Annotated in this window: 26 protein-coding genes and 1 pseudogene; 12 read left to right on the top strand and 15 right to left on the bottom strand. The window is 66.6% G+C overall.

The genetic code is table 11. The annotated features are described in order from the left end of the window. The first annotated feature begins 183 nt into the window (after window positions 1-183). The gene (locus tag DOM45_RS03260) at window positions 184-1,800 is read left to right on the top strand and encodes a DNA recombination protein RmuC (protein WP_110598077.1); all 1,617 of its coding nucleotides are present in this window, start codon (window positions 184-186) and stop codon (window positions 1,798-1,800) included. Here DOM45_RS03260 and DOM45_RS03255 read toward each other — a convergent pair. The 4 genes from DOM45_RS03255 to DOM45_RS03240 all read right to left on the bottom strand — a co-directional run bounded on the left by DOM45_RS03255 (window position 1,797) and on the right by DOM45_RS03240 (window position 6,745). Next, window positions 1,797-3,383, bottom strand: coding sequence for a chemotaxis protein CheW (locus tag DOM45_RS03255; protein ID WP_110598076.1), 1,587 nt, complete (start codon window positions 3,381-3,383; stop codon window positions 1,797-1,799). The two genes, DOM45_RS03260 and DOM45_RS03255, sit on opposite strands and share 4 nt — an antisense overlap. Next, the gene (locus DOM45_RS03250) at window positions 3,380-4,750 is read right to left on the bottom strand and encodes a methyl-accepting chemotaxis protein (protein WP_110598075.1); all 1,371 of its coding nucleotides are present in this window, start codon (window positions 4,748-4,750) and stop codon (window positions 3,380-3,382) included. The genes DOM45_RS03255 and DOM45_RS03250 overlap by 4 nt, the downstream gene beginning before the upstream one ends. A gap of 195 nt (window positions 4,751-4,945) precedes the next feature. Then, a complete protein-coding gene (locus DOM45_RS03245; protein ID WP_110598074.1) occupies window positions 4,946-5,425 on the bottom strand; it encodes a Dps family protein in 480 nt (159 codons plus the stop codon). Window positions 5,426-5,605: 180 nt separating this feature from the next. Next, the gene (locus DOM45_RS03240; protein ID WP_110598073.1) at window positions 5,606-6,745 is read right to left on the bottom strand and encodes a glycerate kinase; all 1,140 of its coding nucleotides are present in this window, start codon (window positions 6,743-6,745) and stop codon (window positions 5,606-5,608) included. A 476-nt stretch (window positions 6,746-7,221) separates the two neighbouring features. Here DOM45_RS03240 and DOM45_RS03235 point away from each other — a divergent pair, with 476 nt between their 5' ends. Further along, complete coding sequence (locus DOM45_RS03235; protein WP_162302592.1) at window positions 7,222-9,264, top strand: TonB-dependent hemoglobin/transferrin/lactoferrin family receptor; 2,043 nt, start codon at window positions 7,222-7,224, stop codon at window positions 9,262-9,264. A 20-nt stretch (window positions 9,265-9,284) separates the two neighbouring features. Here DOM45_RS03235 and DOM45_RS19955 read toward each other — a convergent pair whose 3' ends face one another. The 6 genes and pseudogenes from DOM45_RS19955 to DOM45_RS03210 form a co-directional block, all read right to left on the bottom strand. Further along, complete coding sequence (locus tag DOM45_RS19955) at window positions 9,285-9,620, bottom strand: hypothetical protein (protein ID WP_157958339.1); 336 nt, start codon at window positions 9,618-9,620, stop codon at window positions 9,285-9,287. Window positions 9,621-9,764: 144 nt separating this feature from the next. After that, window positions 9,765-9,922, bottom strand: a pseudogene (locus DOM45_RS20260) (IS630-like element ISHsp2 family transposase); the annotation flags it as partial. Between the two features lie 41 nt (window positions 9,923-9,963). Then, entirely contained in the window at window positions 9,964-10,731 is a 768-nt protein-coding gene (locus DOM45_RS03225) for an ATP-binding cassette domain-containing protein (RefSeq protein ID WP_110598070.1), read from the bottom strand. A 22-nt stretch (window positions 10,732-10,753) separates the two neighbouring features. Then, window positions 10,754-11,788, bottom strand: a complete 1,035-nt coding sequence (locus tag DOM45_RS03220; RefSeq protein WP_240612275.1) for a FecCD family ABC transporter permease — start codon at window positions 11,786-11,788, stop codon at window positions 10,754-10,756. Window positions 11,789-11,796: 8 nt separating this feature from the next. Further along, on the bottom strand, window positions 11,797-12,636 hold the full coding sequence (locus tag DOM45_RS03215) for a heme/hemin ABC transporter substrate-binding protein (protein ID WP_110598068.1): 840 nt from the start codon (window positions 12,634-12,636) through the stop codon (window positions 11,797-11,799). A gap of 308 nt (window positions 12,637-12,944) precedes the next feature. Continuing rightward, the gene (locus tag DOM45_RS03210) at window positions 12,945-13,118 is read right to left on the bottom strand and encodes a hypothetical protein (protein ID WP_110598067.1); all 174 of its coding nucleotides are present in this window, start codon (window positions 13,116-13,118) and stop codon (window positions 12,945-12,947) included. Between the two features lie 215 nt (window positions 13,119-13,333). Between DOM45_RS03210 and DOM45_RS03205 the strand changes: the two genes are divergently transcribed. Genes DOM45_RS03205 through DOM45_RS03190 form a run of 4 tightly spaced genes read left to right on the top strand, consistent with a single transcriptional unit; the run spans window position 13,334 to window position 16,159 of the window. Then, a complete protein-coding gene (locus tag DOM45_RS03205) occupies window positions 13,334-13,948 on the top strand; it encodes a hypothetical protein (RefSeq protein ID WP_157958338.1) in 615 nt (204 codons plus the stop codon). Between the two features lie 32 nt (window positions 13,949-13,980). Next, complete coding sequence (locus tag DOM45_RS03200; protein ID WP_157958337.1) at window positions 13,981-14,391, top strand: hypothetical protein; 411 nt, start codon at window positions 13,981-13,983, stop codon at window positions 14,389-14,391. Between the two features lie 44 nt (window positions 14,392-14,435). Beyond that, window positions 14,436-15,074, top strand: coding sequence for a DUF1007 family protein (locus tag DOM45_RS03195; protein WP_110598064.1), 639 nt, complete (start codon window positions 14,436-14,438; stop codon window positions 15,072-15,074). Next, window positions 15,062-16,159, top strand: coding sequence for a nickel/cobalt transporter (locus DOM45_RS03190; protein ID WP_240612274.1), 1,098 nt, complete (start codon window positions 15,062-15,064; stop codon window positions 16,157-16,159). Before DOM45_RS03195 ends, DOM45_RS03190 begins: the two co-directional genes overlap by 13 nt. Before the next feature lie 36 nt (window positions 16,160-16,195). Here DOM45_RS03190 and DOM45_RS03185 read toward each other — a convergent pair whose 3' ends face one another. Next, entirely contained in the window at window positions 16,196-16,618 is a 423-nt protein-coding gene (locus tag DOM45_RS03185) for an HIT domain-containing protein (protein ID WP_110598062.1), read from the bottom strand. Between the two features lie 150 nt (window positions 16,619-16,768). Here DOM45_RS03185 and DOM45_RS03180 point away from each other — a divergent pair, with 150 nt between their 5' ends. From DOM45_RS03180 to DOM45_RS03155, 6 genes are all read left to right on the top strand, one after another. Continuing rightward, entirely contained in the window at window positions 16,769-16,903 is a 135-nt protein-coding gene (locus tag DOM45_RS03180; protein WP_240612273.1) for an entericidin A/B family lipoprotein, read from the top strand. A 143-nt stretch (window positions 16,904-17,046) separates the two neighbouring features. Then, on the top strand, window positions 17,047-17,178 hold the full coding sequence (locus DOM45_RS03175) for an entericidin A/B family lipoprotein (protein ID WP_075562204.1): 132 nt from the start codon (window positions 17,047-17,049) through the stop codon (window positions 17,176-17,178). A 136-nt stretch (window positions 17,179-17,314) separates the two neighbouring features. Continuing rightward, entirely contained in the window at window positions 17,315-18,118 is an 804-nt protein-coding gene (locus tag DOM45_RS03170) for a formate dehydrogenase accessory sulfurtransferase FdhD (RefSeq protein ID WP_110598060.1), read from the top strand. Between the two features lie 295 nt (window positions 18,119-18,413). Then, window positions 18,414-20,777, top strand: coding sequence for an FdhF/YdeP family oxidoreductase (locus DOM45_RS03165; protein WP_110598059.1), 2,364 nt, complete (start codon window positions 18,414-18,416; stop codon window positions 20,775-20,777). After that, complete coding sequence (locus DOM45_RS03160; protein ID WP_110598058.1) at window positions 20,770-21,057, top strand: MarR family transcriptional regulator; 288 nt, start codon at window positions 20,770-20,772, stop codon at window positions 21,055-21,057. The genes DOM45_RS03165 and DOM45_RS03160 overlap by 8 nt, the downstream gene beginning before the upstream one ends. 49 nt (window positions 21,058-21,106) lie before the next feature. Next, window positions 21,107-21,868: an SDR family NAD(P)-dependent oxidoreductase gene (locus DOM45_RS03155; RefSeq protein WP_110598057.1), complete on the top strand. Its 762-nt coding sequence runs from the start codon at window positions 21,107-21,109 to the stop codon at window positions 21,866-21,868. Between the two features lie 26 nt (window positions 21,869-21,894). Here DOM45_RS03155 and DOM45_RS03150 read toward each other — a convergent pair whose 3' ends face one another. From DOM45_RS03150 to DOM45_RS03135, 4 genes are all read right to left on the bottom strand, one after another. Further along, on the bottom strand, window positions 21,895-22,623 hold the full coding sequence (locus DOM45_RS03150; RefSeq protein ID WP_110598056.1) for an alpha/beta fold hydrolase: 729 nt from the start codon (window positions 22,621-22,623) through the stop codon (window positions 21,895-21,897). Beyond that, a complete protein-coding gene (locus DOM45_RS03145; RefSeq protein WP_110598055.1) occupies window positions 22,616-23,923 on the bottom strand; it encodes a CitMHS family transporter in 1,308 nt (435 codons plus the stop codon). Before DOM45_RS03145 ends, DOM45_RS03150 begins: the two co-directional genes overlap by 8 nt. Before the next feature lie 119 nt (window positions 23,924-24,042). Then, window positions 24,043-24,369 (bottom strand): AtuA-related protein, encoded by a 327-nt coding sequence (locus tag DOM45_RS03140; RefSeq protein ID WP_110598054.1) that lies wholly within the window; start codon window positions 24,367-24,369, stop codon window positions 24,043-24,045. Window positions 24,370-24,379: 10 nt separating this feature from the next. After that, a complete protein-coding gene (locus DOM45_RS03135; RefSeq protein ID WP_110598053.1) occupies window positions 24,380-25,741 on the bottom strand; it encodes an acyclic terpene utilization AtuA family protein in 1,362 nt (453 codons plus the stop codon). Window positions 25,742-25,759 lie beyond the last annotated feature (18 nt).

Raw genomic sequence — 25,759 nt, 5'->3', positions numbered from 1 at the left:
TGGGCCATCCCGGTCCATGTCTCGGCTCACTCAGGAAGTTTGGGATAGTCTGGGCAAAGTTCAAGGAAAAACGCGCGTCGGACGCCTCGGGCTGGAGCACGCGGCTTGCGCGCGGGAGCCGACTCGGGGATGGTGGCCGCCGCGAGATGGCGAGTGAGTGCCAGGGCAAGAGGAAGCGATGCGATGAGTGGCGGAGTGGGGGAATGGCTGTTGCCGTCTACCGGCGGGCTCGTCCTGCTGGGTGTTCTGGTGACGATCCTGGTCGGTGTCCTGGTGTGGCAGCGCCGGCACTGGATGGTCGAGCGCGACAGCCTGCAGGCGCGGCTTCAGGCCAGCGAGACGCAGTGCCGGCGCCTGGAGCAGGAACTGGCCCAGAGCGACGGCCAGCAGGACGATCTCCGCGAGCGGCAGGCGCAACTGCAGCAGCAGCTCGGTGCCCGCGAGCAGCAACTCGAGGCCCTCAACGAGCGCCTGGCGGCGCTGCGCGAGCAGTACGGGCGTCTCGAGACTCGCCACGAGCAGCAGCAGAACCAGCACGCGGAACAGCTCCAGTTGCTGGAGCAGGCGAAGACGCGGATGGGGCACGAATTCGAATCCCTCGCTGGACGCATTTTCGACGAGCGCCAGCGCGCCTACAGCGCCCAGAGCCGCGACAGCCTCGAGGCGCTGCTCAAGCCCTTCCGCGAGCAGGTCAGCGGCTTTCGCCAGCGGCTCGAGGAGATCCATGGCCAGGAGGTGCGCGAGCGCACCACGCTCAAGGTGCAGATCGACCAGCTCGCCACCCTCAATCGTCAGATCACCGAAGAGGCGGCCAACCTGACCCGGGCGCTCAAGGGCGACAAGAAGATGCAGGGCAACTGGGGCGAGGTGATGCTGGAGTCGGTGCTCGAACGCTCCGGGCTGCGCCGCGACATCGAGTACCGCCGCGAGGTCTCGATCGAGGGCGAGCAGGGGCGTCAGCGCCCCGATGCGGTGATCTACCTGCCCGACGACAAGCATCTGATCGTCGACGCCAAGGTCTCGCTCAACGCCTACGTGCGCTACGTCAACGCCGAGGAGGACGCCGAGCGCGAGCAGGCGCTGCGGGCCCACGTGCAGGCGATCCGGGCGCATATCGACGGCCTGGCGGGACGCGACTACCCGCGCCTGCCAGGGCTGCGCTCGCCGGATTTCGTGTTCCTGTTCATGCCCATCGAGCCGGCCTTCGCGGTCGCCTTCCAGTTCGACGACACCCTGTTCCAGGACGCCTTCTCCCGCGACATCGTGGTGGTCACGCCGACCACGCTGCTGGCCAGCCTGCGCACTGTGGCGAGCCTGTGGAATCTGGAGCGCCAGAACGAGAACGCGCGCCATATCGCCGAGCGCGCCGGCAAGCTGCTCGACAAGTTCCAGGGCTTCGTCTCGAGCCTCGAGGATGTCGGGCGCCATCTGGGCCGTGCCCGGGGCAGCTACGACCAGGCCATGGGGCGGCTCGCCACCGGTCAGGGCAGTCTGGTCGGCCAGGCGCTGGCGCTGGAGAAGCTCGGCGTGCGCATGAAGCGCGCGCTGCCCGAACATATGACCCGGGAGGCGGACGCCGACGAGACGGCACTCGATAGAACCCCGGCCGACGCTGACACGAGTCGCACGGGTGACGACGGTGAGAACGAGAGGGGTGAAAACGAAAGAGGCGAGAACGAGCACGCCAAGAGCGGCCCTGCCGAAAGCGAGCGCGCCGAAGATAGCGCGCATACCGATAGCGTCGAAAGCGATACCGCACCCGCCGCGCAAGACCGCCCGGGGCAGGGCAGGCCGGGCTAGGCGGGCTCGGCGGCGTTCGGCAGTGCCGCACCGCCCGCCGCCAGGTCGATCGCCAGGCCCTGCAGGCAGAGCAGCGCCATCACCTGATGGTCGGCGCCGACGCCGAGCGCTACCAGCCGCTTGGCACGTTCGATCGCCGGGGCCGCGGGGTCGATGTCACCACGCCAGCGCACCACCAGGCTCTCCTCGGCCGCCTCGACGTAGTCGATGCGCTGCACCGTATCGGCGAGAAAGCCGATCAGCCCCTGGCCGCTGTCGGCGATCAGCACGTGCTGGGGTGGGCGCGATGCGTCGCGGCCCAGCAGGCGGCGCAGATCGACCAGGGCGACGCTGCGTCCTTGACGGCGCCAGACGCCGGCGAAGCGCGGGTCACCGCCGCTGGCGAGATAGTCGGTGGGGGCGACGTCGACCGCGTCGAGCTGATCGAGCAACGTGGTGTAGTCGCCGGCACAGGTGAAGCGCACCAGCGCGAAGCGTCGCCGGGGTTGGTGCTCGGCGGCCGAGCTGCCCGTCTGGGTGCCGTCGAGCCGCGCATGCAGGCGCGCCAGCGCACTCAGATTGAGCGCCGACAGCAGCTCCCGGTGATCGAGCGCCAGCGCATCGCGCCCCGTGGGGCAGGCGACCAGTCCGGCCACCGCCGCCGGCTGCCCCGGGCCGGCGGGCGACAGGGTGCCGTCGGCACTGAGCGTGGTGACGTGTTCCAGGGCCAGTGCCAGACGCCCCTCGGGGCCATCGAGCACCACCATGTAGCTGGGCCGTGCGCGCTGCGGGGCGCGCCCGATCAACTCGCCGGGGTCGAACAGGGGCAGCCGTGCACCGCGCAGCGTGACGTTGCCGAGGTAAGCGTCGAGTTCGATCGGCGGCGGTTCGATCTCGGGGCAGTTGGCGACCTCGCCGACGATCTCGGTATCCAGCGCCAGCGGCTGGCCGCCACTCTCCACGATCAGCCAGCGCCGGGCGGTGAGCCGTGTCGGCGTGGCATCGCTGGTCAGCGTCGGCGGCGCCGAGGCGTCGGACGATTGGCGCTCGGTCAGCGCTGGCGACGGTGTCACCGCGACCATCTCCTCCAGCGCGAATAGCGCATCCAGGTCGAGCAGGTACGCCGGGTGGGCCAGGCTCGGGTGATCGATCAGCGCCGGCGTCAGCGCCAGGGTGCTGCCGTCGCCGTGGCTCACGGCATGGCGCTGGCTGGGCAGCACCTCGATCACATCGACGATCTGGCTCACGCACAGCCCGAACCGCGCACCGCGATGCGCCACCACGGCGACGAAGCTGGCCCGAGACTTGCCCTGGCGGAGAGTCTTGCTCTGGGCTTCGTCGATAGGGACCTCGTCGACTTGGGGCTCATCATGGGCATCGAGAGTGGACGCTGCCGGGAGGTCATGATCGAGCTGCAGCAGCCCCGCCAGGTCGACCAGTGGCAGCGGCTGGCCGCGCAGCGACAGCGTGCCCAGCGACCATGTCGGTGCCCGCGGGCGCGGCGGCGGCAGGCGCTCCAGGCGTACCACTTCTTGCAGGTCGTGGGCATCGAGGGCGACATCGCCGGCACCGACGCGCAGGATGCCGAAGACGCACGCGCTCATGACGTCGCTCGCTCCTCGCTGCGAGTAACCCGGGCCAGTTCACGGATCGCGGTATCGACCCGGTTGGCGGTCTCGAGCTGGGCACTGGCGGTGGTGGCGATCTCCTCGATCGAGTCGGTGGTCTGGGCCACGCCCTCGACGATGCGCGCGAACGAGTCGGTGGCGCGCTGGGTCACCGTGTTGCCACTGTCGATGCGCTTGAGCGACTCGCCCAGCAGGCGGTTGATCTGGCGCGTGGCGTCGGCGGATTTCTCGGCCAGCTTGCGCACTTCGTCGGCGACGACCGAGAAGCCCAGGCCGTGCTCACCGGCGCGGGCGGCCTCGATCGCGGCGTTGAACGCCAGCAGGTTGGTCTGCGAGGCGATCTCTCCGATCACCTTGACGATGGCATCGATATCCTCGGAGGACTTCTGGATCGCCGCCATCGCCTCGCGCGAGTCGTTCAGCGACTGGGTGCCGCGGTTGGCCTCCTGCTGGGTCTCGCGGGCCAGCGAGCGGGTCAGCTGGGTATTCTCGGCGATCGAGGCGATGGAAGCGTTGAGCGCATGGATCGACTGGCTCATGGCCTCGGTCTGGGCCTGGATATGCTCCTCCAGCTCGACCTCGGCGGTGATGTCGGTGGCAAACTTGATCACCTTGTAGGGCTTGCCGTCGGCGTCGAAGATCGGGTTGTAGGTGGCCTGGATCCAGACCCGGCGGCCATGCTTGCCCAGGCGCATGAAGCGCCCGTCGAACAGTTCGCCGCGGCTCAGTGCCAGCCAGAAGTCGCGGTACTCGCGGCTGACCACATGGTCGGGCGTGCAGAACAGGCGGTGATGCTGACCCACGATCTCGTCGGCGTGGTAGCCCAGGGTATCGAGAAAGTTCTGGTTGGCGGTGAGGATGTTGCCCTTGAGGTCGAACTCGATCACCGCCTGGGCGCGATCGATCGCCTTGACCTTGCCTTCGTACTCGGCGACGGCACGCTTCTGCAGGGTGATGTCCGAGGCCAGCTTGATCACCTTGTGCGGTTTGCCCTCGTCATCGAGCACCGGGTTGTAGGTCGCCTGCAGCCAGATATCCTCGCCCTGATGTGTGACGCGCTTGAACTCGCCGCTGACGTACTCGCCGCGTCCCAGGCGCATCCAGAACTCCTGATAGGCGCGGCTCTGGGCGTAGCGCTCGTCGCAGAACAGGCGGTGGTGCTGGCCGATGATTTCGTCGCGGTGATAGCCCATGGCGTCGAGGAAACGCGCATTGGCGTCGAGCACATGGCCGTCGAGGTCGAACTCGATCACCGCCTGGGAGCGGTTGACCGCCTGCCACAGCGCCTCCAGCGGCGGGGCGGCGAGTGTGTCGAAGCTGTCGGTGGAAGTGTCGAGGGGCATGAGGCCTCCGCAGAGCGGGAAGTAAGCCGCGAGCCTGTCGGATGACGGGGCTCGTGGTGGATACCGCACAACATCGGCTGGGTGGTGTCGAAGTTTAATTAATCTCGACTATCGGTGAGATAAACCGTACCCCAAAAGACGATGCCGCCCCGGAGGGCGGCATCGACGTCGGCAGCGGCAGTGAGAGCGAGCGCTTCAGCCGAGATAGGCGTTGAGCATCCACACGGTTTTTTCCTGCTCGCGGATGTAGTCGCTGGCCAGGGAGGCGGTGCCTTCGTCGTCGGCGTCGCTGGCCTGGGAGAGCAATTCGCGCTGCAGTTCGATCAGCACCTGAAACCCCTTTACCAGACCCTGCACGCACTGCTTGCCGTCGGCGACCTGCTTGTCCTCCTGAATCTGCGACACCTTGGCATAGTCGCTGTAGGCGTGCAGCGGCTGATAGCCCAGGGTCAGGATCCGCTCGGCGACCTCGTCGACCTTGGTCAGCAGGTCGGTGTAGATCTCCTCGAACTTGGCGTGGAGCTCGAAGAACTGCTCGCCCTTGACGTTCCAGTGGTAGCCGCGGGTGTTCATGTAGAACACCTGGTAGTTGGCGAGCAGCGTGTTGAGCTTTTCGGCGAGTTGCTCGGCGCTGGAAGTATGCAGGCCGATGGCATTGGTATCGATGTCGGACATGGTCTCTCTCCTGAAAGGTGATCGTGACAGTGTAACCGGGCGCTCTCCGAAGCCCCATCCAAGTCTCGATATGGCGCGGATAGCGTCGTTCTATCAGGACGTTAAGCGCGTTCCATGCCTGGGTATATCAGGGCCACATGACGACAAAACAAGCGTCGTGGAAGAGCTTCCGGTGGTATGTCATCCCTGGCTGCCCACACGCCACAGCCTGGCCAGCGTCCGCGCGCGATCGGCCAGCAGTTCGCCGCAGCGAGCCAGTGCCTCGTCCAGGGTGATCGGGCCATCCGCCAGTGCGAACGCGGCCGTGATGCCGTGATCGAAGGAGGCTTGCCACTGATCGCCCAGCCTTCCGGCCAGCACGATGGTGGGAACGCCGAAGCGCTCCGCCCGGCGGGCGATGCCGATCGGCGTCTTGCCGGATAGGCTCTGACCGTCGAGCTGGCCCTCGCCGGTGATGACCCAGTCGGCGTCGGCCAGCAGTGTGTCGAAATCGACCTGATCCATCACCAGTTCGATGCCGGGACGCAGGGTGGCGCCGAGAAAGGCGCGAGCCGCGAAACCCATCCCGCCGGCGGCGCCAGCGCCCGGCAGCTCCCTGAAATCCTCGCCCAGGATCCTGGCGGCATGATCGGCGAAGTGCGACAGCGCCTGGTCCAGCCGCTCGACATCGGCCTCCGTGGCCCCCTTCTGCGGCCCGAACACGGCACTGGCACCGCGTGGCCCGAGCAGCGGGTTATCGACGTCGACGGCGGTCTGAACCGTCAGCGAGGCCAGCCGCGGATCGAGGCCATCGAGATCGAGTGTCGCCAGCTCGGCCAGCGCGGCGCCGCCGGGGGGCAGGGGGTTGCCTCTGCTGTCGAGCAGTCGTCCGCCAAGGGCAGCCAGCATGCCGGCGCCGGCGTCGTTGGTGGCGCTGCCGCCCAAGGTCAGTACCAGCGACTCCGCGCCGGCATCCAGTGCCGCCACGATCAGTTGCCCGACGCCAAAGGTGGTGCTGTCGAGCGCGGTACGCTCGTCACGCTTGAGCTGCTGCAGACCGCTGGCTTCGGCCAGCTCGACGAACGCGGTGCGCGATGCCTCGTGCCAGCCCCAGGCCGCGGTGGCCTCGCGCCCCAGCGCATCCTGCACGCTTGCCGCTCTCCGCTCGGCACTCGTCGCCGCCAGCAGGGCATCCAGCGTGCCCTCGCCGCCGTCGCCCATCGGACACTGGTGCAGGATGGCATCGGGCAGTTCCCGCTCGATGCCGGCGGCGATGGCGGCAGCGGCGTCGCGGGCGCTGAGCGCGTCCTTGTAACTGTCGGGAGCAATGACGATCTTCATCGAATCCTCGGCTATGGGTGGCATCGTGGGCGCGGGAGCGGTGGCGCGACCAGCTTAGCGCCGTTGGCCGGCCGTTGCGACGGCCTCGTTCGCGGCGGGTGGCGTGGTGAAGGCCGTTTCCAGACAGCGCCTAGGCGTGTGGACCCCGCGGATTCCGCAGGGCTCGCGCCTTCGTGAGCGCGTCCAATCGTTATTCTGGCACCTTTTTCGATAATGAATATCACTTGCAATTGACATTTATTATCATCTATCGGTTACTAGCGTTCACATCCACCCCTACACAAAGACTCATGAACGCTTCCAAACGACACGGCACCTCTCTTCCTGATACCCGCCACAACGGCCACCCGTCACGCCCGCATTCGCGCGCTCTCGCCCTCACCTCTTGCCTGATCGCAGGGTTGATGCTGCCGACAGCCACGCTTCTCGCCGCGGAAGCCAAGACCGAGAAAAGAGACACGCTCAGCGATATCAGGGTGACTTCGATCCGAGAACGCGCGATCCAGCGCACTACTGCCGAAGAGGGTGCCACCGCCGAGGTCGAAGCCGTCGAACTCAAGGATCAGATCGCCTATTCGCCAGCGGATCTGTTCCGCTACGAGCCCGGCATACTGACCACTAACAATGGCCGTTTTGGTCTCGCCGGCTTCAACGTACGCGGCAACGACGACAATCGAGTATCGATTCAGCTCGATGGGCTGGAGATGCCCGAGTCCTACGAGCCGACCTCGAGCTATCTCAACGCCGGCCGCCTGAGCGTGGATCTCGCCTCGTTGAGTGGCGCCAGCGTGGTCAAGGGCGGCGACGCTCGACACGGCTCCGGCTTCGCCACCGTCAATCTGCGCTTGCAGTCACCCGAAGACTTTCTCTCACCGAGTGGCGATGACAGCTACGCGAGCGTCATGGGCGGCTATCGCAGCGATAACGACGGCTTGTTCGAGAACATCACGCTGGCCGGTCGCCGTGGCAGCCTGGAGTCACTGCTGGTCGCCACCAACCGTAACGCCGATGCGACCAAGAATCATGTCGGCGACGGTAAGAGCGACGACACCCGAGGCACCGCACGCCGCGAACCCGATCCCGGCGACGTCGATAACTACGATGTGTTGTGGAAACTGCAGAAGGTCAGCGACAACAGCCGCATTGGCCTGATCGCCCAGAAGTATCGCATCTCCTCCAAACTGCACCTCTTCTCCGAGGAGGGCCGCAGATACGACGACTACCATAGTGACGACAACATCACGCGCTTGCGCCTCGGGATCTATCAGGATCTCGCCGCCGACATGCCACTCTTCGACGATCTGCACTGGCAGCTCGACTGGCAGCGCAGCGAAACCGTCAATCAGAGCGACATGATCTACGCTGGCTACAATCGCCAGGTCGAGCGCGAGTATGACCAGACCACCTGGCAGTTGAAGAGCGATCTGAGCAAGGAGTTCACGTTCGGCGTGCCACAGCAGGTCGCCTACGGCGCCGTGATCAAGCGCGACGGCCACGACAGCCTGAGCCAGGATCGCAATCTTGATGCCGGCACCGTCGCCAAGAGCCGCTTCTCCCCGCGCGGCGATGCCACCCGCTTTGGGGTCTACCTGCAGGATCGCCTGGCACTGGCCGATGGCCGCGTCAGTCTGACGCCGGCGATCCGCTATGACAGCTACCGCTACGACCTCGATGACGATGCGCTGGTCTCGCAGGACTACGACGGCGCAAGGGGCGACGCCTTCACCGGACAGCTCGGCGGCACCTTCGATCTCACCCCGGCGGTGCAGCTGTTCGGCAAGACCGGTTGGGGTTTTCGCGCGCCCTCCTACGATGAGCTCTACTACGACTACAATGGCGGTCGCGGCTATCGCATCGTCGCCAACCCGGATCTCAAGGACGAACGCAGCCGCTTCGTCGAGGCCGGCGTGCGCACGCAGAGTCATCTCGGTAGCGCCGAGCTGACAGGCTTCTACACCGACTACCGGGACTTCATCGAAAGCGGCGTCTCAGCCAGCATCGATCCGAGCAATTATCCCTACGGCGAGTTCACGACCGAGAACGTCGATCGCGCCCTGATCCGCGGCGTCGAATTCCGCGGCCAGCTCGATCTGGCCGAAGCGTTCGGCGCCATCGACGGCCTCTATGGCCGGATTGCCGCCGCCTACATCGAGGGCAAGAATCTCAAGGATGGCAGCGCTTTAGAGACAATTCCGCCCGTACAGGCGGTCGTCGGCCTCGGCTACCAGGCGCCGAGCCAACGCTGGGGCGGCGAGCTGACCGGCACCTTCGTCAATCACGTCAGCGATCACGACGCCGATGGCGCATCGTTCGCCCCAGCCGCCTATCAGCTCTACGACATGACGGCGCATGTCGCGCTCGGCCAGCATCTGACGCTGCGCGGCGGCATCTTCAACCTCGCCGACAAGAAGTACTGGGTATGGGACGACGTGCGCGGCCTGAACATTCAGGGCGACGGGCTGGATCGTTATACGCAGCCCGGCCGTAACTTCGGCGTGAGTGCACAGTACGTCTTCTAGATATCCTCTCTCCGGGCCGGTCACATATGTCTCATCAAGCGGTGTGTGGCCGGCATGCGGTTTGCGCCTCGAGGACCCCGTACGGAACTGCCCGATTCCCAACGGACAGGCATCGCGCCGGCGAAGGCCGCTGGCGGTCGGACGCGCTCGAAAATGCGGCTACGCAGCGTCGCCAGGCGCCGGAGCGATACCGCAGGGTCTGCGACGGAAGTCGTCTGCGGCAAGGCGCGATCCTGCTGCAAGCCGGGGTGTCGATCGAGGTGGCCATCGATCACCTGCTGGCGACGATCCCACTCACGCTGAATGTCCTCGGCCAGGGCATCGAGGCTCGTGGCCAGCGCCTTGAGCTGGCTCACTTGCTTGGGCTCTGGCTGCCAGGCCTCGGGGTATTGAGTGGTGCCATCGCGGGTGCGAATGCAAATCGCAGGTGCAATACTCACCTATTTAGCAGCCGATGCACCTCATCACGCGGGTGCTCGAACGGGAGGCGCGCACTCAGCGGCCTCACGGCGAATCTGCAGTATTTCACTGATTGGCGGGACCGTATGGTTTTGATCACTCCGCAGGATGGCATGAGCACGCCGCCGTAGGGCGTGCAGCGTGCAGCCAGCGTTTGCTGTTCAGAGTCAGGAAGAGGGGTGACGAAGCGCCTTGCCAGGGGGCATCCGTACCAGAAGTTCTGGCCTCTACAAATGCGCTTCACCGATCGAGCAGCAGCACCCGCTCACCACCGTCGGCAGTATCGAGCAGCGTCAGCTCGGCATCGAAGGCATTGGCTACCCGCTCGGCCGTCAGCACGTTCTCGGGCGTTCCCGCCGCGACTCGCCGACCGGCTTTCAACAGCCACACCCGATGGGCATAACGTGCAGCCAGGTTCAGGTCGTGCAGCACACAAACGATTGCCAGACCGTCGTCTCGGGCACAGCGCGCCAGCAGCCGCATCAACCGCTGCTGCTGGCCGATATCCAGCGCACTGGTCGGTTCATCGAGGAGCAGGATGCCACCTGCCATAGGGCGGGTCGCATCCTCAGGCCGCGGCGCCAGCTGACAAAGCGCACGGGCGATCATCACCCGCTGCGACTCGCCGCCGGAGAGCTCGGTGACAACTCGTTCGCTGAACGCGGTAAGCTGCATCGATTCCAGCGTGCGTTCGAGCCGAGCCACGCTCGGCGTACCGCCCAAGGTCACCAGATCGCGTACCCGCCAGGCGAAGTTGGGCACGTCGCGCTGGGCGACGATGGCTCGGCGCGACGCCAGCGACTGAGGCGTCCAGTCGCGCAGGTCGATGGCATCCAGCGTCAGCCGGCCGCTGTCCGGGAGGCGTAGCCCTGCCAGCAGTGTCAGCAAGGTCGTCTTGCCCGCGCCGTTGGGGCCGACGATGGCGAGCAGCTCTCCCGGCACCACGTCACCGCTGAACGCATCGAGCGCCGGCGCAGTACAAAGGCCCGCCTCTTCGAGTCTTAGCATGGTCACCTTCGTGGGGGATGAATCAATGAAAACGTCGACGCAGCAGCAACCATAGGAAATAGCTGCCGCCGACGATGCTGGTGAGTAGCCCCACCGGAATTTCGGCAGGGCTGGCCAGCGTGCGTGCCAGGGTATCGGCGGCGACCAGCAGCAGCGCGCCGCCGAGCATCGACGCCGGCATCAGCAGGCGATGCCCCGGACCCAGCCACAACCTGAGCGTATGCGGCACCAGCAGGCCGATGAACCCGATGATGCCGACCAGGGCGACACTCAAGCCCACGCCCAGCGCAGTTGCGATGACCACGCCCCGGCGCATTCTGATCACGTTCAGACCGGCGCCGAACGCCGTCAACTCACCGAGTTGCAGCAGATCCAGGTCGTGGCTGCTGCGCGCCAGTACCCACAGCGTCGGCGGCATCACGATCAGTGCGGCGATCACCCCCGGCCACAGCGAGTGCGCCAGAGTTCCCATCCCCCACAGACTCAGCTGGCGCAACTGCTGGTCGTTGGCGATGAACGCCAGCAGCCCGCCGGCGGCACCGGCCAGCGTGTTGAGAACCAGACCGGCCAGCAGCAGCGTCGTCAGCGAACCGCCTTCCGGCGCCCGGCTGCCCAGCGTGAAAACCACCACGGTGATGAAGAGCGCGCCGAGAAAACCGGCGACGAACTGGCCGTAGAGGCCGAACTGGCCGCCCATGCCACCCAGCAGCACGATCCAGACCGCGACCGCGAGGCCCGCGCCGCTGGCCACGCCGAGCAGGGTGGGGTCGGCCAGCGGATTGCGGAAGAGCCCCTGCATGGCGGTGCCGCTGGCCGCCAGCACGGCACCGATCAGCGTGGCCGCCAGTAGTCGCGGCAGCCGCAGTTGCCACCAGACGTAGGCATCCATCGGCGCTGGCATCTCGCCGAGCAGCACCCGGGGCGACAGCCCGACCGCGCCGGTCAGCGCGGCGATGACGAGCGCCAGCACCAGCAATAGCGCTAGCGCGGTGAGAACGCGGCGGCGCCGCCGCGACGCGCGCCGAATCGGATCGGCCAGCATCGCCACCGTCATCATGCCCTCCCTCACGGCAGTGCTTCCAGCGCCCTGCGCAGATCCATCAGCGTCTGCGGGGTACGCGGCCCGAAATCGAGCAGTGCCAAATCGTCGAAGACCAAGAGCCGATGCTTGGCACCGGCCGGCGTGGCCATCATTCCCGGCAGCGCCCACACGCCGGACTCGCCGCCCACCGCCGAGATGCCCAGGGTCGTGCCGATCACCACATCGGGATGGTTGGCGACCAGCCCCTCGGCGCCGACCGGGCGATAGCCCTCGAATCCGGTGAAGGCATTGTTGAGGCCGACCGCCTGCATCATGCCGTCACCGCCAGTACCGCTACCCGCGACCATCGGCGTCATGCCGGAATGGCTGAGCAGAAACAGGCCGCGGAGGTCGGTCAAGGGCGGCAACGCGTCCAGCGCCGCGATCTGCCCTGCGAGCTTCTGCGCCAGCGCCTCGCCACGCTCGGGAACACCTACCGCCTCGGCCACGGCGCGGACCTTATCGGGAATCGACTCAAGACGCTTGTCGGCCGGAATCTCGATCAGCTCGACACCGCTCGCCTCGAGCTGATCGAGCGTCTCCGATGGCGCCGCGTCGGCGCTGACGATGAGTCGCTGCGGGTGAAGCGACAGTACACTCTCCGCAGAGAGCTGACGCAAATAGCCAACGCTCGGCAACGTCGTCAGCGACGCCGGATGGCGCACGGTATCGTCGCGCCCCACCAGCGAGTCGGTGGCGTCGAACTCGGCCAGGATCTCTCCAATATCGCCGCCGATCACCACCGTTCGGGGTTCGGCGGCCAGGACGGGAGCCATTCCGGCAAGCAGGAGCAACGTCAACGCGTAGCGAAGAATAGTCTTCATGATTCACCTGTTCCCAAGACGGCGGCCAAAGCGAGTGAAAAGTCGATGCGTGCCCTTTGCCTGCAAGACTACGGTGTCCGGCGGGACATCGATATCGAGAATTTATTGATAATAATTTACATTTAGATTCGCGCTTGGGCTAGTCCTGATGCGCGTACACGCGGTTGGCCCCAGCGGGTGCTGAACCCAACGGGATGCTCTCTGCAGGCACTTCAGCGCTATCCACTCCGTTCCGTTCCCGGCAGTCTTGCCCCGGCGCCGATAATCGTCGTAGCGCAGCCCGGCGCTCGAGATCTCGTTTTCCCAGGTCAGGTGACCGAAGGCGCTGGCGCTTCCATCACGGGTATACGACTCGCTTCGGCAGAGGAACTCGCCTGGTGGGGCACGATCCTGAACTCCTGGATATTCATGCTGTTGCTGGCGTGCCGGCTACCGGTGATGACGTTCAGGCACGGCACCGGTCCATGGTCCCGCGGCGTCATGGTCTATCTTGCGAGCCACTATCGGAGGAGGACCCGTGGCTCAGACGCTTCATCAAGGCGCGTCCCCGGACGTGCCGAACGTGGTTCATCGAGCCGATTTTTGACGCCGGATTGTCGAGGCCGACAGTTTTCCTACAAAGTTCAATGGACGTGGACCGGCGAAGGGCCAACTGTCATGCTCACGCTGTTCGCCGTTGCCTCTCGAGGAGAGTGCCATGAAACCATTATCCTGGCGTTGCCGGTTGCCCCGCGCGACGCGTCCCGGCCCCATCGGTTGGCTCTTCGTCGGCGCCGTGTTGGCGCTGGCCAGCGGCTGTCAGTCGCTGGCCACGCCGGAACCGCTCGCCGCCAATCGCCCGGATTCTCTGCCCGCTGCCTGCCAGTGGCCAGCCTCCGGCGATCCGCTGGTGCGGCTACGGGCCACGCGGGATGCTCTGGAGAGCCAGGGCTACACCATCCTGGATACCGACGCGTCGCTGGGCCTGGTCAGCGCCGAACGCAAGACCTCACAGCCAGGCCTTGGCGCCGTCAACAGCCCGTTCGGGCGTACCGGCCTGTGGGGAGGGTTCGGCCTGGGTGGCAGGAGCGGATATTCGCTGGGGGTGTTCCAGAATTTCGGCGGTGGCTACAACACCGATCCGGTGCAGGTCGAGCGCGTCTCGGTGGTGACACCGGAGGCGACGACGCTGGTCGACCGCGATTCGGTGGTGGTCGATCACAACGGCTATGTGATCGACGCACGTAGCTACAATCAGCCTTCGTTCTGCCAGCAGTTGCGCCAGGATATCGAATCTCGTCTCAACCCGCCCGCCACCGGAGTGACACCATGAGAGACCGCGAGACGATGCCTCGCAGGCGAGCCGTGACAGCGTGGTCCGGCGGACGTAAGGCCGCCTGGCTGGGCGTGCTGGTCGGGTTGCTGCTGCTGACCGCCTGTGCGGTGTCGCCGCAGCCACAGCCACGCAGTATTGCCGTACAGGCCACGGCGGATGAGACGCTCAAGGCGACGCTGGCGATGCTGGCCGAGCGCGGGTTCGTGATTCGCCACGGCGATGGCGATCTGGGCCAGCTCGATGCCGTGCTCGCCTCCCGCTCCGGCTACGAAATTCACGCTCAGATCACCAGCGGCGGCGAACGCCCGCCGGGGCTGGTCATGCAGAATGGCGATACCTACCTCACCTTGAGCGGTCGGCGCGGCGGCCAGCCCCTGGATGCGCTGGCGCTCGACCCCTTGTTCATCGACGTTCAGAATCGATTGGGATTGCTGCCTTGAGGAAACGGTTTTTTTGGCGACACTGCGCGTGGCTGGGGTTGACGATGGGCATGCTCCTGGGGGCTTCGCCGGCCGCTCTGGCGCATCCCCACGGTTGGGTCGACATGAGCGTCGAGGGTGTCTTCGACGATCAAGGCAACCTGACCGCTCTGCGCCAGCGCTGGCGCATGGATCCGTTCTACAGCCAGGTGGTGATGGAGGAGATGGCGACCGTCAAGGATGGTACCAGCATGGCCCAGCGCCTCGATGCGCTGGGGGTGGAGATTCGCAACAATCTCGCTACCCAGCACAACCTGACCAACATCACGCTCGACGGTCAGCCCGTCACCCAGGGCGATGTCACCGACACCAATACCGACTATCGCGACGACCGGCTGGTGTACGAGTTCGTGCTGCCGCTGTCGGCACCGCAACCGCTGGCCGGCCATACCCTGAGCTATCGGATTTTCGATCCCACCTACTACATCGAGATGGTGCACGAGGCCAACGAGGACGGCTCCCAGCCACTACCCGACGCCCTGAAGCTGGACCATCCGCCGGCAGGCTGCACCACCCGGATCGTCAAGGCGACCCCGGACCCGCAGAAGGTGATGGAGGCGGCGATGCTGGACAAGGGTGAGAATGGCGAGCCGAATCTCGGGCGCTTCTTTGCCGAGACCGGAGAGATCTCGTGCCCAGCCTGAAAATGACGCTGAGATTCCTGGTACCGCTGGCGCTGCTGATTGGCGCTGGCGGGATTGGCTATGCGCTGGGGTGGTGGCAGCAGGTCGCGGTCCAGATCGTCTTCTGGCAGGGCGAGTTCTATCACGCCCTGGTCGAGGCCGTCAGTGCGCTGAAGCGCGCTCCCGACGCGACGGCCTGGGGCGTGCTGCTCGGTGTGAGCTTCGGCTACGGTGTTTTCCATGCCGCGGGACCGGGCCATGGCAAGGTGGTGTTGAGTACCTATCTGGCGTCGCAGGGGGGCGCCTGGCGCCGCGCGTTGGGCCTCTCCGTGCTGGCGGCCCTGCTGCAGGGCGTGATGGCGATCGCCATCATCGGCGTTCTGGTATTCGGTCTGGGGTGGTTGACCCGCCAGGCGATGGGCAGCATCGATCAGGCGGAACTGGCGAGTTTCGCGATCGTCACCCTGGTCGGGCTGTGGCTCTGTATCCGGTCGCTGCGACGCCTGTGGCGAACGCGCCACAACGCTGGCGTCGCTGCCACGACGAGCTTCAGCTCGACCTTCACGCCGGTGACGACGGCCGGCCCGGCGCCGGGACATTCGTCGCCAGGCCCGATGGCGCCCGCGCATCGACACGCCCACGGCGCCCACGGCGCCCAGTGCGGGTGCGGGCACGAGCATCATATCGATCCCCAGCAGGCGGGAGACTGGCGCGTGGCGCTGCTGACGGTGCTGTCGATCGGTATCCGCCCCTGTAGCGGCGCGGTGCTGCTGCTGGGCGCAGCCTCCCTGCTGGATCAGTTCGGCAAGGGGGTGGTCGCGGTCCTGGCAATGTCGTTGGGGACGGCGCTGACCGTCTCATCGCTGGCCCTGCTCAGCGTGCTGGCGCGCGACTGGGTCAAGCGCCATCTCAAGCCCGCCAGGGGCGGCGGCCAGTGGCAGGCGTGGGTCGGTCTGGCCGGCGGGGCGCTGATACTGGTGCTGGGCCTGTCGCTGACCCTGGCCCAGTGGCAGCGAGGGCCGGCCGCCGGTCCCCCCATGCTTGGCGCGCCTACCGCGCAGCAGTCCGACCCCGCGCCGGGGCCGTTCGGCGCGGGGCGGGGCTGACCCTCACGGCGGAGAGGTGAATGGCTCCGGTCGGTGTCACGACGACGTCGCAGAGCTCGCCAGCCGTGCGATCTCTGCACGACGCTGCTCGAGCAAATCGGCCGGATAGGCGTCGGCGCTGCCATGGCCCCAGACCGGGCCGGGCCAGGCGGCATCGTCGGCAAAGCGCACGATGACATGGAGATGGAACTGCGCCACGACATTGCCCAGCGTGGCGATGTTCAATTTATCCCCCCGGTAGAACGCCATCATCGCCTGCCCCAGTCGCGTGGCTTCCTGCCACAGGCGCGCCTGGTCGTCGCCCGGCAGATCGTAGATCTCGACGACACCAGCGCGCTGCGGGATCAGGATGACCCAGGGGTAGCGGGCATCTCGACTCAGGCGAACCTGGCACAGGGGTAGATCGACGACGTGAATGCTGTCCCGTTGCAGGCGAGAGTCGAGCGTGAAATTGGGCATGACGCCTCCGACGGTGGAGAAGGGGAGAAGCGGATCGCAAAGCGCCACTTTACGTCGAGGCCACGGGAGCGTCGAGTTGCGCTGCGAACGGGGCAACGGTGGTAAGCTCTCGATTCCGTCGCACCGGTCGGCGACCTTGCAACGAGGAACATGGCAATGAGAGCTGGGTTGGGATGGCTGGCCATCGGCTGGCTGATAGTGACATTGAGCGCCTGCAATACCATGCATGGCCTGGGCAAGGACATCGAGCGTGGCGGCGAGAAGATCCAGAACGCTTCGCAATAGCGTTTTGGATGCCAAATCCGGGAGTTAGGCAAGATCTCGTACGCGTTAGCACGACTCTCTGCTATTTTGATGACAGGCCGATCACAAAACGGCCCGGATGGACCTCGCGTCCGTCTGCCCAAAACGTTAAGGAGGACGACATCATGAAACGCCTAATCGCTTTCTCTCTGTTCGCATTGTTCAGCGCGGGTATCCTGGCAGGCTGCAACACGGTCGACGGTGCCGGCAAGGATATCGAAAGCGGCGGTGAAGCCGTTCAGGACGCCGCCAGCTGACAGCCGAATGCCCGGTCCTCGACGGATCGGGCATTGGTTTCTTTCTTTCTCGTTTCTACATGGCCCGTTACCTCCCTCCGGCGCGTGATATCGTCACCTTGTCGCCCCGGCAATCGTCGCTAGATCGGAGTCCGCCATGACCTCCCCCCTCTCCACCGAGTCCAGCCCGCAGGGGCACGAAAACGATCGCGAGCCGCTGACCGGCTACGATGATGCCAGCCCGCACGCGCTCGATACGCTGCCCGGGCCGCAGGAAGCTCCCGTTTCCATCGTCTTCAACGACACCGCCTACGCCACGGTGCTGGCGACGCCGCACCAGCTCGAGGCGCTGGCGGTCGGTTTCGCGTTCAGCGAGGGCGTGATCGACCGATACGCCGATGTCGAGTCGGTGGCGGTCGAAACCAGCCGCCACGGCTTTCGGGTCAGGTTGCGGGTGGCCGAACGGATTGCCCGGCGGGCCGGCAGTCAGGCGCGGGCCACCCTGTCGACCAGCGGCTGTGGTGCGTGTGGGGTGCAGGAGGAGTCGCAACTGCTGTTCGGCCTGACCCGACTGCCTGTCACGTCGTTGCCGCCCGTCGCGAGCCTCGGCGCGGGATTGGACGCGCTGCGAACCGAGTCTTCGCCGGGTGTTCATCTGGCACTAGGCCTCTCCGAGCAGGGCCGGATCGACACCGTCGGCCGCGATATCGGGCGCCACAACGCACTGGACAAGGTAATTGGGGCCAGCCTGATGGCTGGCAGGATGCCGGCGCTGGTAATGACCTCCAGCCGTTGTAGCCTCGAACTGGTGCAGAAGAGCGTCCGGGCCCGGATTGCGGCGCTGGCGACGCTCTCCTATCCGTCCCGGCTCGCGGTCGAGGTCGCCCGCAGCTGCAATCTGACCCTGATCAACTGCCACCGCGGCAAGCGGCTCGAACTGTTGAGCCGCGGCGACGGCTGAGTCAGAACGTCGGCCCTGCTTCCTCTAAAGCCCTGCGCGTATCGGCCGATACGTTACCTCGTCCCGCGTGCCTGCCAGCTCCCGCCAGTTGTCGACAGCCGAAACGTTAGCGGCGTAATATACTTTTGTATTACGACCAACGTCTGCAGCGCGCTCGTCACTTCTCGCGGGCATCAGCCGCTTTGCGCCGACACCGGATCCAGAATCTCATGCCGACCCAAGCCGACCGTATCGCTGCGCGCCGGCGGGCATCCGTCCGCGATTTCCGGTCGTCACCGAACGTGTAAGGAACAGCATGTCCCAGTTTCAACGAGAGTCCCGTCCCGAGTCTCCCGCCGAGGATGCCCCAAGGGCCGCGTCGGCCAAGGCACCCAAGATATTCGACTATCACAACCCGGCCGGTGGCTGGGGCGCGCTGAAGTCGGTGGGCCGGCATCTGCTGCATAGCCGCTCGCCGGCACTCAACGCCCGCTCGCTGTTCAAGCTCAACCAGCCCGACGGGTTCGACTGCCCGGGTTGCGCCTGGGGCGATCCCGAGCACGGCTCGTCGTTCGAGTTCTGCGAGAACGGGGTCAAGGCGGTGACCTGGGAAGCGACCGCCAAGCGCGTCACCCGCCAGTTCTTCGCCAAGTACAGCGTCAGCGAACTCAAGACCTGGGACGACTATCGGCTGGAGGACCAGGGGCGTCTGGTCGAGCCGATGCGCTACAACGCCGAGACCGATCATTACGAGCCGGTGGCGTGGGACGAGGCGCTCGATCTGATCGCCGACGAGCTCAAGGCGTTGCCGACCCCGAACGATGGCATCTTCTACACCTCCGGCAAGGCGTGCAATGAATCCGCCTATGTGTTCCAGCTACTGGCGCGCCTGTTCGGCACCAACAACCTGCCGGACTGCTCCAACATGTGCCACGAAGCCAGCGGCGTGGCGCTCAACGCCGCGCTGGGCACCGGCAAGGGCAGCGCGCGGCTGGAGGATTTCGAGAAGGCCGAGGCGATCTTCGTGTTCGGCCAGAACCCGGGCACCAACCATCCGCGCATGCTCGGCGTGCTGCGCGAGGCGGCGGAACGCGGGGCGACCATCGTCACCTTCAATACCCTGAAGGAGCGTGGGCTGGAGAAATTCGCCGACCCGCAGAAGCCGCTGGAGATGCTGCACAACGGCAGCCATCGCATCAGCAGCCACTACTTCCGGCCCAAGCTGGGCGGCGACATGGCCGTGGTGCGGGGAATGGCCAAGGCGCTGTTCGCCCGCGATGCCGCCGGAGAGGCGGTGCTCGACCACGACTTCCTGAACCGGCACACCGCGCACCTGGAAGCCTACCGTGCTCGCGTCGAGGCGACCGATTGGGCGACGCTGGAGGCCCAGTCCGGCCTGACCCGGGAGGAGATGGAGCAGGCGGCCGAACTCTACGCGCGCTCCAATGCCACCATCGCCTGCTGGGCCATGGGTATCACGCAGCACAAGCACTCCGTGCCGACGGTGCGCGAGATCGTCAACCTGTTGATGCTGCGCGGCAACCTCGGCAAGCCCGGTGCCGGCACCTCGCCGGTTCGCGGCCACTCCAACGTCCAGGGCGACCGCACCATGGGCGTCTTCGAAAAGCCGTCGAAGGCGCTGCTCGACGCGCTGGAGGCGAAATATGCGCGGCCGATGCCGCGTGAACATGGTGTCGATTCGGTGGCGGCGGTCGAGGCGATGCGTGACCAGCCGGGCAAGGTATTCATTGGCCTGGCCGGAAACTTCACCCGCGCCATTTCCGATAGCGTCGTCACCGAGAAGGCGATGGCCAACTGTCGCCTGACCGCCTTCATCAGTACCAAGCTCAACCGCAGTCACCTGGTGACCGGAGACCAGGCCCTGATCCTGCCATGTATCGGCCGCAGCGAGATCGATCGCAATGCGGCCGGGAAGTCGCAGCTGATCACGGTGGAAGACTCGATGAGCATGGTTCACGGCTCGGCCGGGATCAACAAGCCGGCGGACCAGTCGCTGCGTTCCGAGATCGCCATCCTGACCGGCATTGCCGAGCGGTTGTTCGCCGACGCAGCGATCGCTGGCGAGGTCATCGATTGGGCAGCGATGCGCGAGGACTACGATGTGATTCGCGAGCATATCGCCGCGGTGATTCCCGGGTTTCACGATTTCAATAGCCGCGTGCGCGTGCCGCGGGGCTTCTGGCTCGCCAACCCGGTGGCCGGGCTCGAGTTCGGCACCGCGACCGGCAGGGCCGAGTTCTCCGCTGATCCGCTGCCAGCGGCGGTGATGCACCAGCAGCTCGCCTCGCGCGAAGGTTGGCTGACGCTGCAGACGATGCGCTCCCACGATCAGTACAACACCACCGTCTACGGTTACGATGATCGCTATCGCGGCATCGAGGGCGGTCGCCAGGTGATCTTCCTCAACCGTGACGACATCGCGCGGTTCGGGTTCGAGGCCGGTCAGTGGGTCGACCTGGTGGGCGAGTCCGACGATGGCGTCGTCCGCCGTGTCGACGGCTTCAAGATCGTCGCCTACGACACCCCCCAGGGCTGCGCCGCGGCCTACTATCCGGAAACCAACCCGCTGATTCCGCTCTCCCACAAGGGCGATTTCAGCCACACCCCGGCCTCCAAGTCGATCGCCGTCAGGCTCGAGGCGAGCACGCGACTTGCCTGAACCGCTCGACCCGGAAACCCTGCAGGGTCGACTGGCGACGCTGCAGGCCGAACATCCCGAACTCGACCCGCTGGCGGCGCTGGTGCTGCTGGCGGTTCGCCACGCCGACGCGGCGGGCGACGGCGGCGTCTCCACGGCACGGGTGTCCCGTCGTCTGGGCCTCGAGCACGCGCTTGTCCGCCGGGCGGCGGCCGAACTCGAGAGCGACGGCTGGGTCACGGCCACGCCGGTCGGTGGCGCCAGTCCTGCCCTGCGGTTGATTTTGGCCACCACTTGCTGACTCAATGCCGGTATCGATGCACTTCACGATCACCGGAGAAGGAAGTCAGATGCCAGACGATCAACTGAAGGGACGAGTCGCCGTGGTCACCGGCGGCGGGGTGGGAATCGGTTTCGCCATCGCCCAGGCGCTTGCCGCTGCCGGGGCGCGAGTGGTGATCACCTATCGCTCCCACGAGCCCGATGCCGGGATGCTGGCAGCACTGGCCGCCAGCGGCGGCGAACCGGCGCTGGCGCGGTCGCTGGACGTGACCGACGAGGCCGCCGTCGAGGGGTTCGCCAGCTGGCTGGCGGAGGAAGTCGGCGGTGTCGATATTCTGGTCAACAACGCCGGCGGCCTGATTCAGCGTTCGACCATCGAGGAGATGCCGTTCTCGCTGTGGCGTCGGGTACAGGCGCTCAACGTGGACTCGGTGTTTCTGGTCACCCACCATCTGCTTCCGCTGTTTCGCGATGGCGGGCGCGTCGTGACCGTCTCCTCGCTGGCCGGGCGCAACGGCGGCCATCCCGGCGCGACGGCCTACGCCACCGCCAAGGCGGCGCTGTTCGGCTTCACCCGGGGGCTGGCCAAGGAAGTGGCCGGTCGCGGTATCACCGTCAATGCGCTGGCGCCCGGCTTCATCGAGGCGACGCCGTTCCACGCCACCTTCACCACCGATGAATCGAAGCGCGCCACCATCGAGACGATTCCCGCCGGGCGGGCCGGATTGCCCGAGGACGTCGCTTCGGCGGCGCTGTGGCTAGCCAGCGACGGTGCCGCTTTCGTCTCCGGCACCATCATCGACATCAACGGCGCCCAGTACTTTGGTTAACGGCACTTCGGTTAACGGCACTTCGGTTAACGGCACTTTGGCTGGCGGAGCTCGCTGAGAAAGTCGTCGAGGCAGCCAGCCAGCGCGTCGGGGCATTCGAGCATCGGGGTGTGGCCGGCATCGAGCGTCTCGAGCCTCGCATCGGCGATACCTGAAGCCAGGGCCCTGGCGTGTCGAAGCGAGCGTGCCGGGTCGCGGATGCCATGGATGACGAGCGTCGGACAGCGGATCTCGCCTAACCGCGAGGCGAGATCGAGGCGGCGCAGGCTGGTCATGGCGCGGTGGGCGCGTTCGGGGCCAGTGGCTAGGGCGTAGCGGCGCAGCGCATCGCCGTGACGATCCAGCGCTTCCGTGCCGACGCAGCGCAGCAGGAAGGTGTCGATGAAGGCCTCTCCCCACTGCGCCAGCAGGCGCTGCGGCAGATCGGAATCGCCGTGATGGGCGGCGCTGGCGCCGGTATCGATCAATACTAGGCCATCGAGGCTATTGCCCAGCGCTGCCGCGACCTGCAACGCCACGACGCCGCCGGCCGAGTGGCCCACCAGCAGCCGGTAGCCTGGCTCCCGGGCGGGCCAGCGGGAGAGGATCTCCCCGGCAGCGAGTTCCAGATCGCCGGCGTCCTGCCCGGCGAGCCAGTCGAGAGGTTCCCACGTCCAGCCCGCTTCCAGCGCTACCGGGTCGAAGATCGTCGGCGGCAGCAGCGTACCGGGCAGGGCGGTCAATCGACCGGCCGGACCGGCGACGCGATCAGCCACCGATGGCGCCGATCAGCCAGGCGAAGGCGAGCAGGATGATGCCGATACCCCAGGCCCACAGGAAGGTGAACTTGAGGTGCTCGCGCAGCTCGACGCCGGCCAGGCCGATGGCAAGGTAGACGCTGGGCACCACCGGGCTGATGCTGAAGCCGGTGTTCTCGCCGATCAGCATCGCCCGGGCGACCGCCTCCACGGGGACGCCGGCGGCGGTGGCGATGTCGCGCACGATCGGCATCAGCGCGAAATAGTAGGCGTCCGGCGAGAACAGCATCCCCAGGGGGACACCGAAGAAGCCGACGATCAGGTGCAGCACGCTCGCCGAGCCCGCTGGCAGCAGCTCGATCAGCGCACCGGCCATGCCGTCGGACATGCCGGCGCCGGCCAGGATACCGAGCAGGATGCCGGCGGCGAGCATCACCAGCGCCATCTGCAGTGCATCGTTGGCATGCCTGGCCAGTTCCTTGCCCTGAGCTTCCGGACGCGGGTAGTTGAGCAGCAGGGCGATGCCGAGACCGACCATGAAGCTGGCGTAGAGCGGAAAGGCGCCGGTGAACAGGATCAGCAGAATGATCAGCGTCAGCCCCACGTTGGCCCAGTAGCGCCAGTCGCTGAGCGGCAGGGCGGTTTCCCGCGGCGGCAGCAGGTAGGCGCTCATGTCGCCGCTGGCATGGCCGTGCCCGGTGACGCGGTTGTGACGCTGCGCCTTGATGCCGAAGTAGCTCGCCAACCCCAGCAGCAGCACGATCCCCAGCGCCTGTACCGGTATCAGTGGCAACCACAGTTCCGAGGCGTCCACGCCGGCGGTAGCCGCCGCGCGGGCCGTGGGGCCGCCCCAGGGAACCATGTTGATCACCCCGGCACTCAGCCCGACCAGGCAGAGCAGGATCAGCGGGCTCATGTTGAGGCGCTGGTAGAGCGGCAGGAAGGCCGGAATCGTGAGCAGGAAGGTCGCCGCGCCGACGCCGTCGAGATGGGCGATGGCGGCGACCAGCACGGTGACGATGGCGACTCTGAGCGGCTCGCCCCGGGTACGCTTGATCAGGAAGTTGACCAGCGGGTCGAACATCCCGCGTTCACGCATGATCCCGAAATAGAGGATGGCGAAGATGAACAGCGTCGCGGTCGGGGCGACGGCGGTCAGGCCATCCTTGATGAACCCACCGGTCTCGGCGGGGGTGAAGCCCGCCAGCAGGCTGGCAGCGACCGGAACGAGGGCGAACGCGACCACCGGGGTCAGTCGTTTGAGCAGTATCAGCGCGATGATGCCCAGCATCATCACGAATCCGAGCGTTGTTATCATGATGGCTCCGTGAGTTGGCGTAGATTGGGGCGCTTGGGCGCCTCTTGGATGGGAACGGGGCCCATGGCACCGTCCTCCGCTGGCTGCCGATCGTCACGACGCGACGACCCCGGTCGCGTTCAATCCCCGGGCGAGGGCAGGCACATGCCCAGCAGCAGATAGCTCAGGCTCTTGCCGTGGCGGTCGAGGGTGGCGCTCTGGTTGACGCCGCCCTCCAGCGCGCCCTCGATGACGAAGTTGATACCGGTGAGCTGGGGCAGGCAGTAGCGCGTGACCCTGGTCGGATGGCGATGGCCGAAGCGCGCCGCCACCGCATCTTCGGAGAGGTGTCGCTCGAGCCAGGCGTAGTGACGGCGCTCGAAGGCGAACACCGCCACGTTCAGCGTGTTGCCCTTGTCGCCGGCGCGGGCGTGGGCGAAATCGGCGAGTAGCACGTCAGGTGTCATCGTCGGTACCTCATGGCCAGGTCACGAACGGTGTCACCCGTTCGCGTGCGATCAAGAAGGATCGGGTGCGTAGCGATTCGCCGAGCTGCCGGCGGACACCGCCGCCGCCGGCCGGTCCGTTGAGGTAGAGCGTCTCGAGCTCCTGCAGCGCCAGCTCGACGGCCTCGCGATCGCGATCGACGATACCCAGGCGCAGGCGGACGTCCTCGACGGCGGGGTCATCCTGCAGACGATCCGCCAGCCATTCGCCGCTGCCATCGTTGAACAGGCTGGCGACGCCGATCAGGTCGAAGTGGGGCCGCAGCGCCGGCAACCGGTCATCCAGCCGCTGGCGCAGAATGTCCATGGCCAGCCGGGCCCGCTCCACCGCGCCGGGGCCGGCGTAGGAGATTCCCGCCTCGCCGAACCACAGCCCGCGCAGCCCCAGGTTGCCCTTCAGCGTCGCCGGGGCCGGGTGGCCCTGGATGCCGTGTATGGCGACACGATCCGGGCCCACCGTTTCCAGGCTCGCCCGGGAGACATCGAGGGTGACGTCCGGGGTCAGGTAGGCCGCAGGGTCGTGAACCTCGTAGAGCAGTTGCTCCTTGACCGTCTGTTCGGTGACGCAGCCGCCGCTGCCCGCGGTCTTGGTGACGACCAGGCTGGCGTCGCTGCCGACTTCGGCGATCGGGCAGCCGAGGTGGGCGGGGTCGGGAATCGCCTTGCGTCCTGCATCGGCGAAATAGCCGCCGGTGACCTGGGTGCCGCACTCCAGCAGATGGCCGGCGGCCGTGGCCACCGCCAGGTGCTGCCAGTCGTCGGCCGCCCAGCCGTGGGCGTGGCGCAAGGCACCGACCGCCATCGAAGGGTCCGCCAGCCGCCCGCCGATGACGATGTCCGCCCCTCCGAGAAGCGCCTCCGTGACCGCCTCCGCACCGATGTAGACGTTGCAGGAGACGATCTCCTCGCGTGGACAGTCGGCGGGAAGCCAATCGGCCGTGTCGTCGAGCGCCTCGCCCAGGTCGTCGCCCAGCACGCAGGCGATGCGGGCCTCGAGCCCCTGTGATTCGAGTTCTCGTCGCAGCCGACGCGCCGCCGCCACCGGGTTGGCGGCACCGCCGTTGGTAATGATCGGGATGCCGTGAGTCAGGCAGGGCCGGAGGATCGGCGCGAGAAACGCGAACAGGTGCGTGGCGTAGCCAAGATCGGGGTCTTCCAGCCGCCGCAACTGGGCTTCGGCGAGAGTGCGTTCGGCCAGCAGTTCGAAGAACAGATAGCGCGGGCCGTCGCGCTCGGCGAGTGCCGCCACCAGCGCGATCGCCGCGTCGGGGCGATCGCCGGCAAAACCGGCACCGCAGCCGATATGCGCTACACGTCGAGGGGAGGGGAGCATGAGGGTTCCATGGCATCG

Source organism: Salinicola lusitanus (assembly GCF_003206045.1).
GTDB lineage: Bacteria > Pseudomonadota > Gammaproteobacteria > Pseudomonadales > Halomonadaceae > Salinicola > Salinicola lusitanus.
Note: the sequence above shows the minus strand (reverse complement) of the source record. Positions and strands in the feature narration are given on the sequence as shown.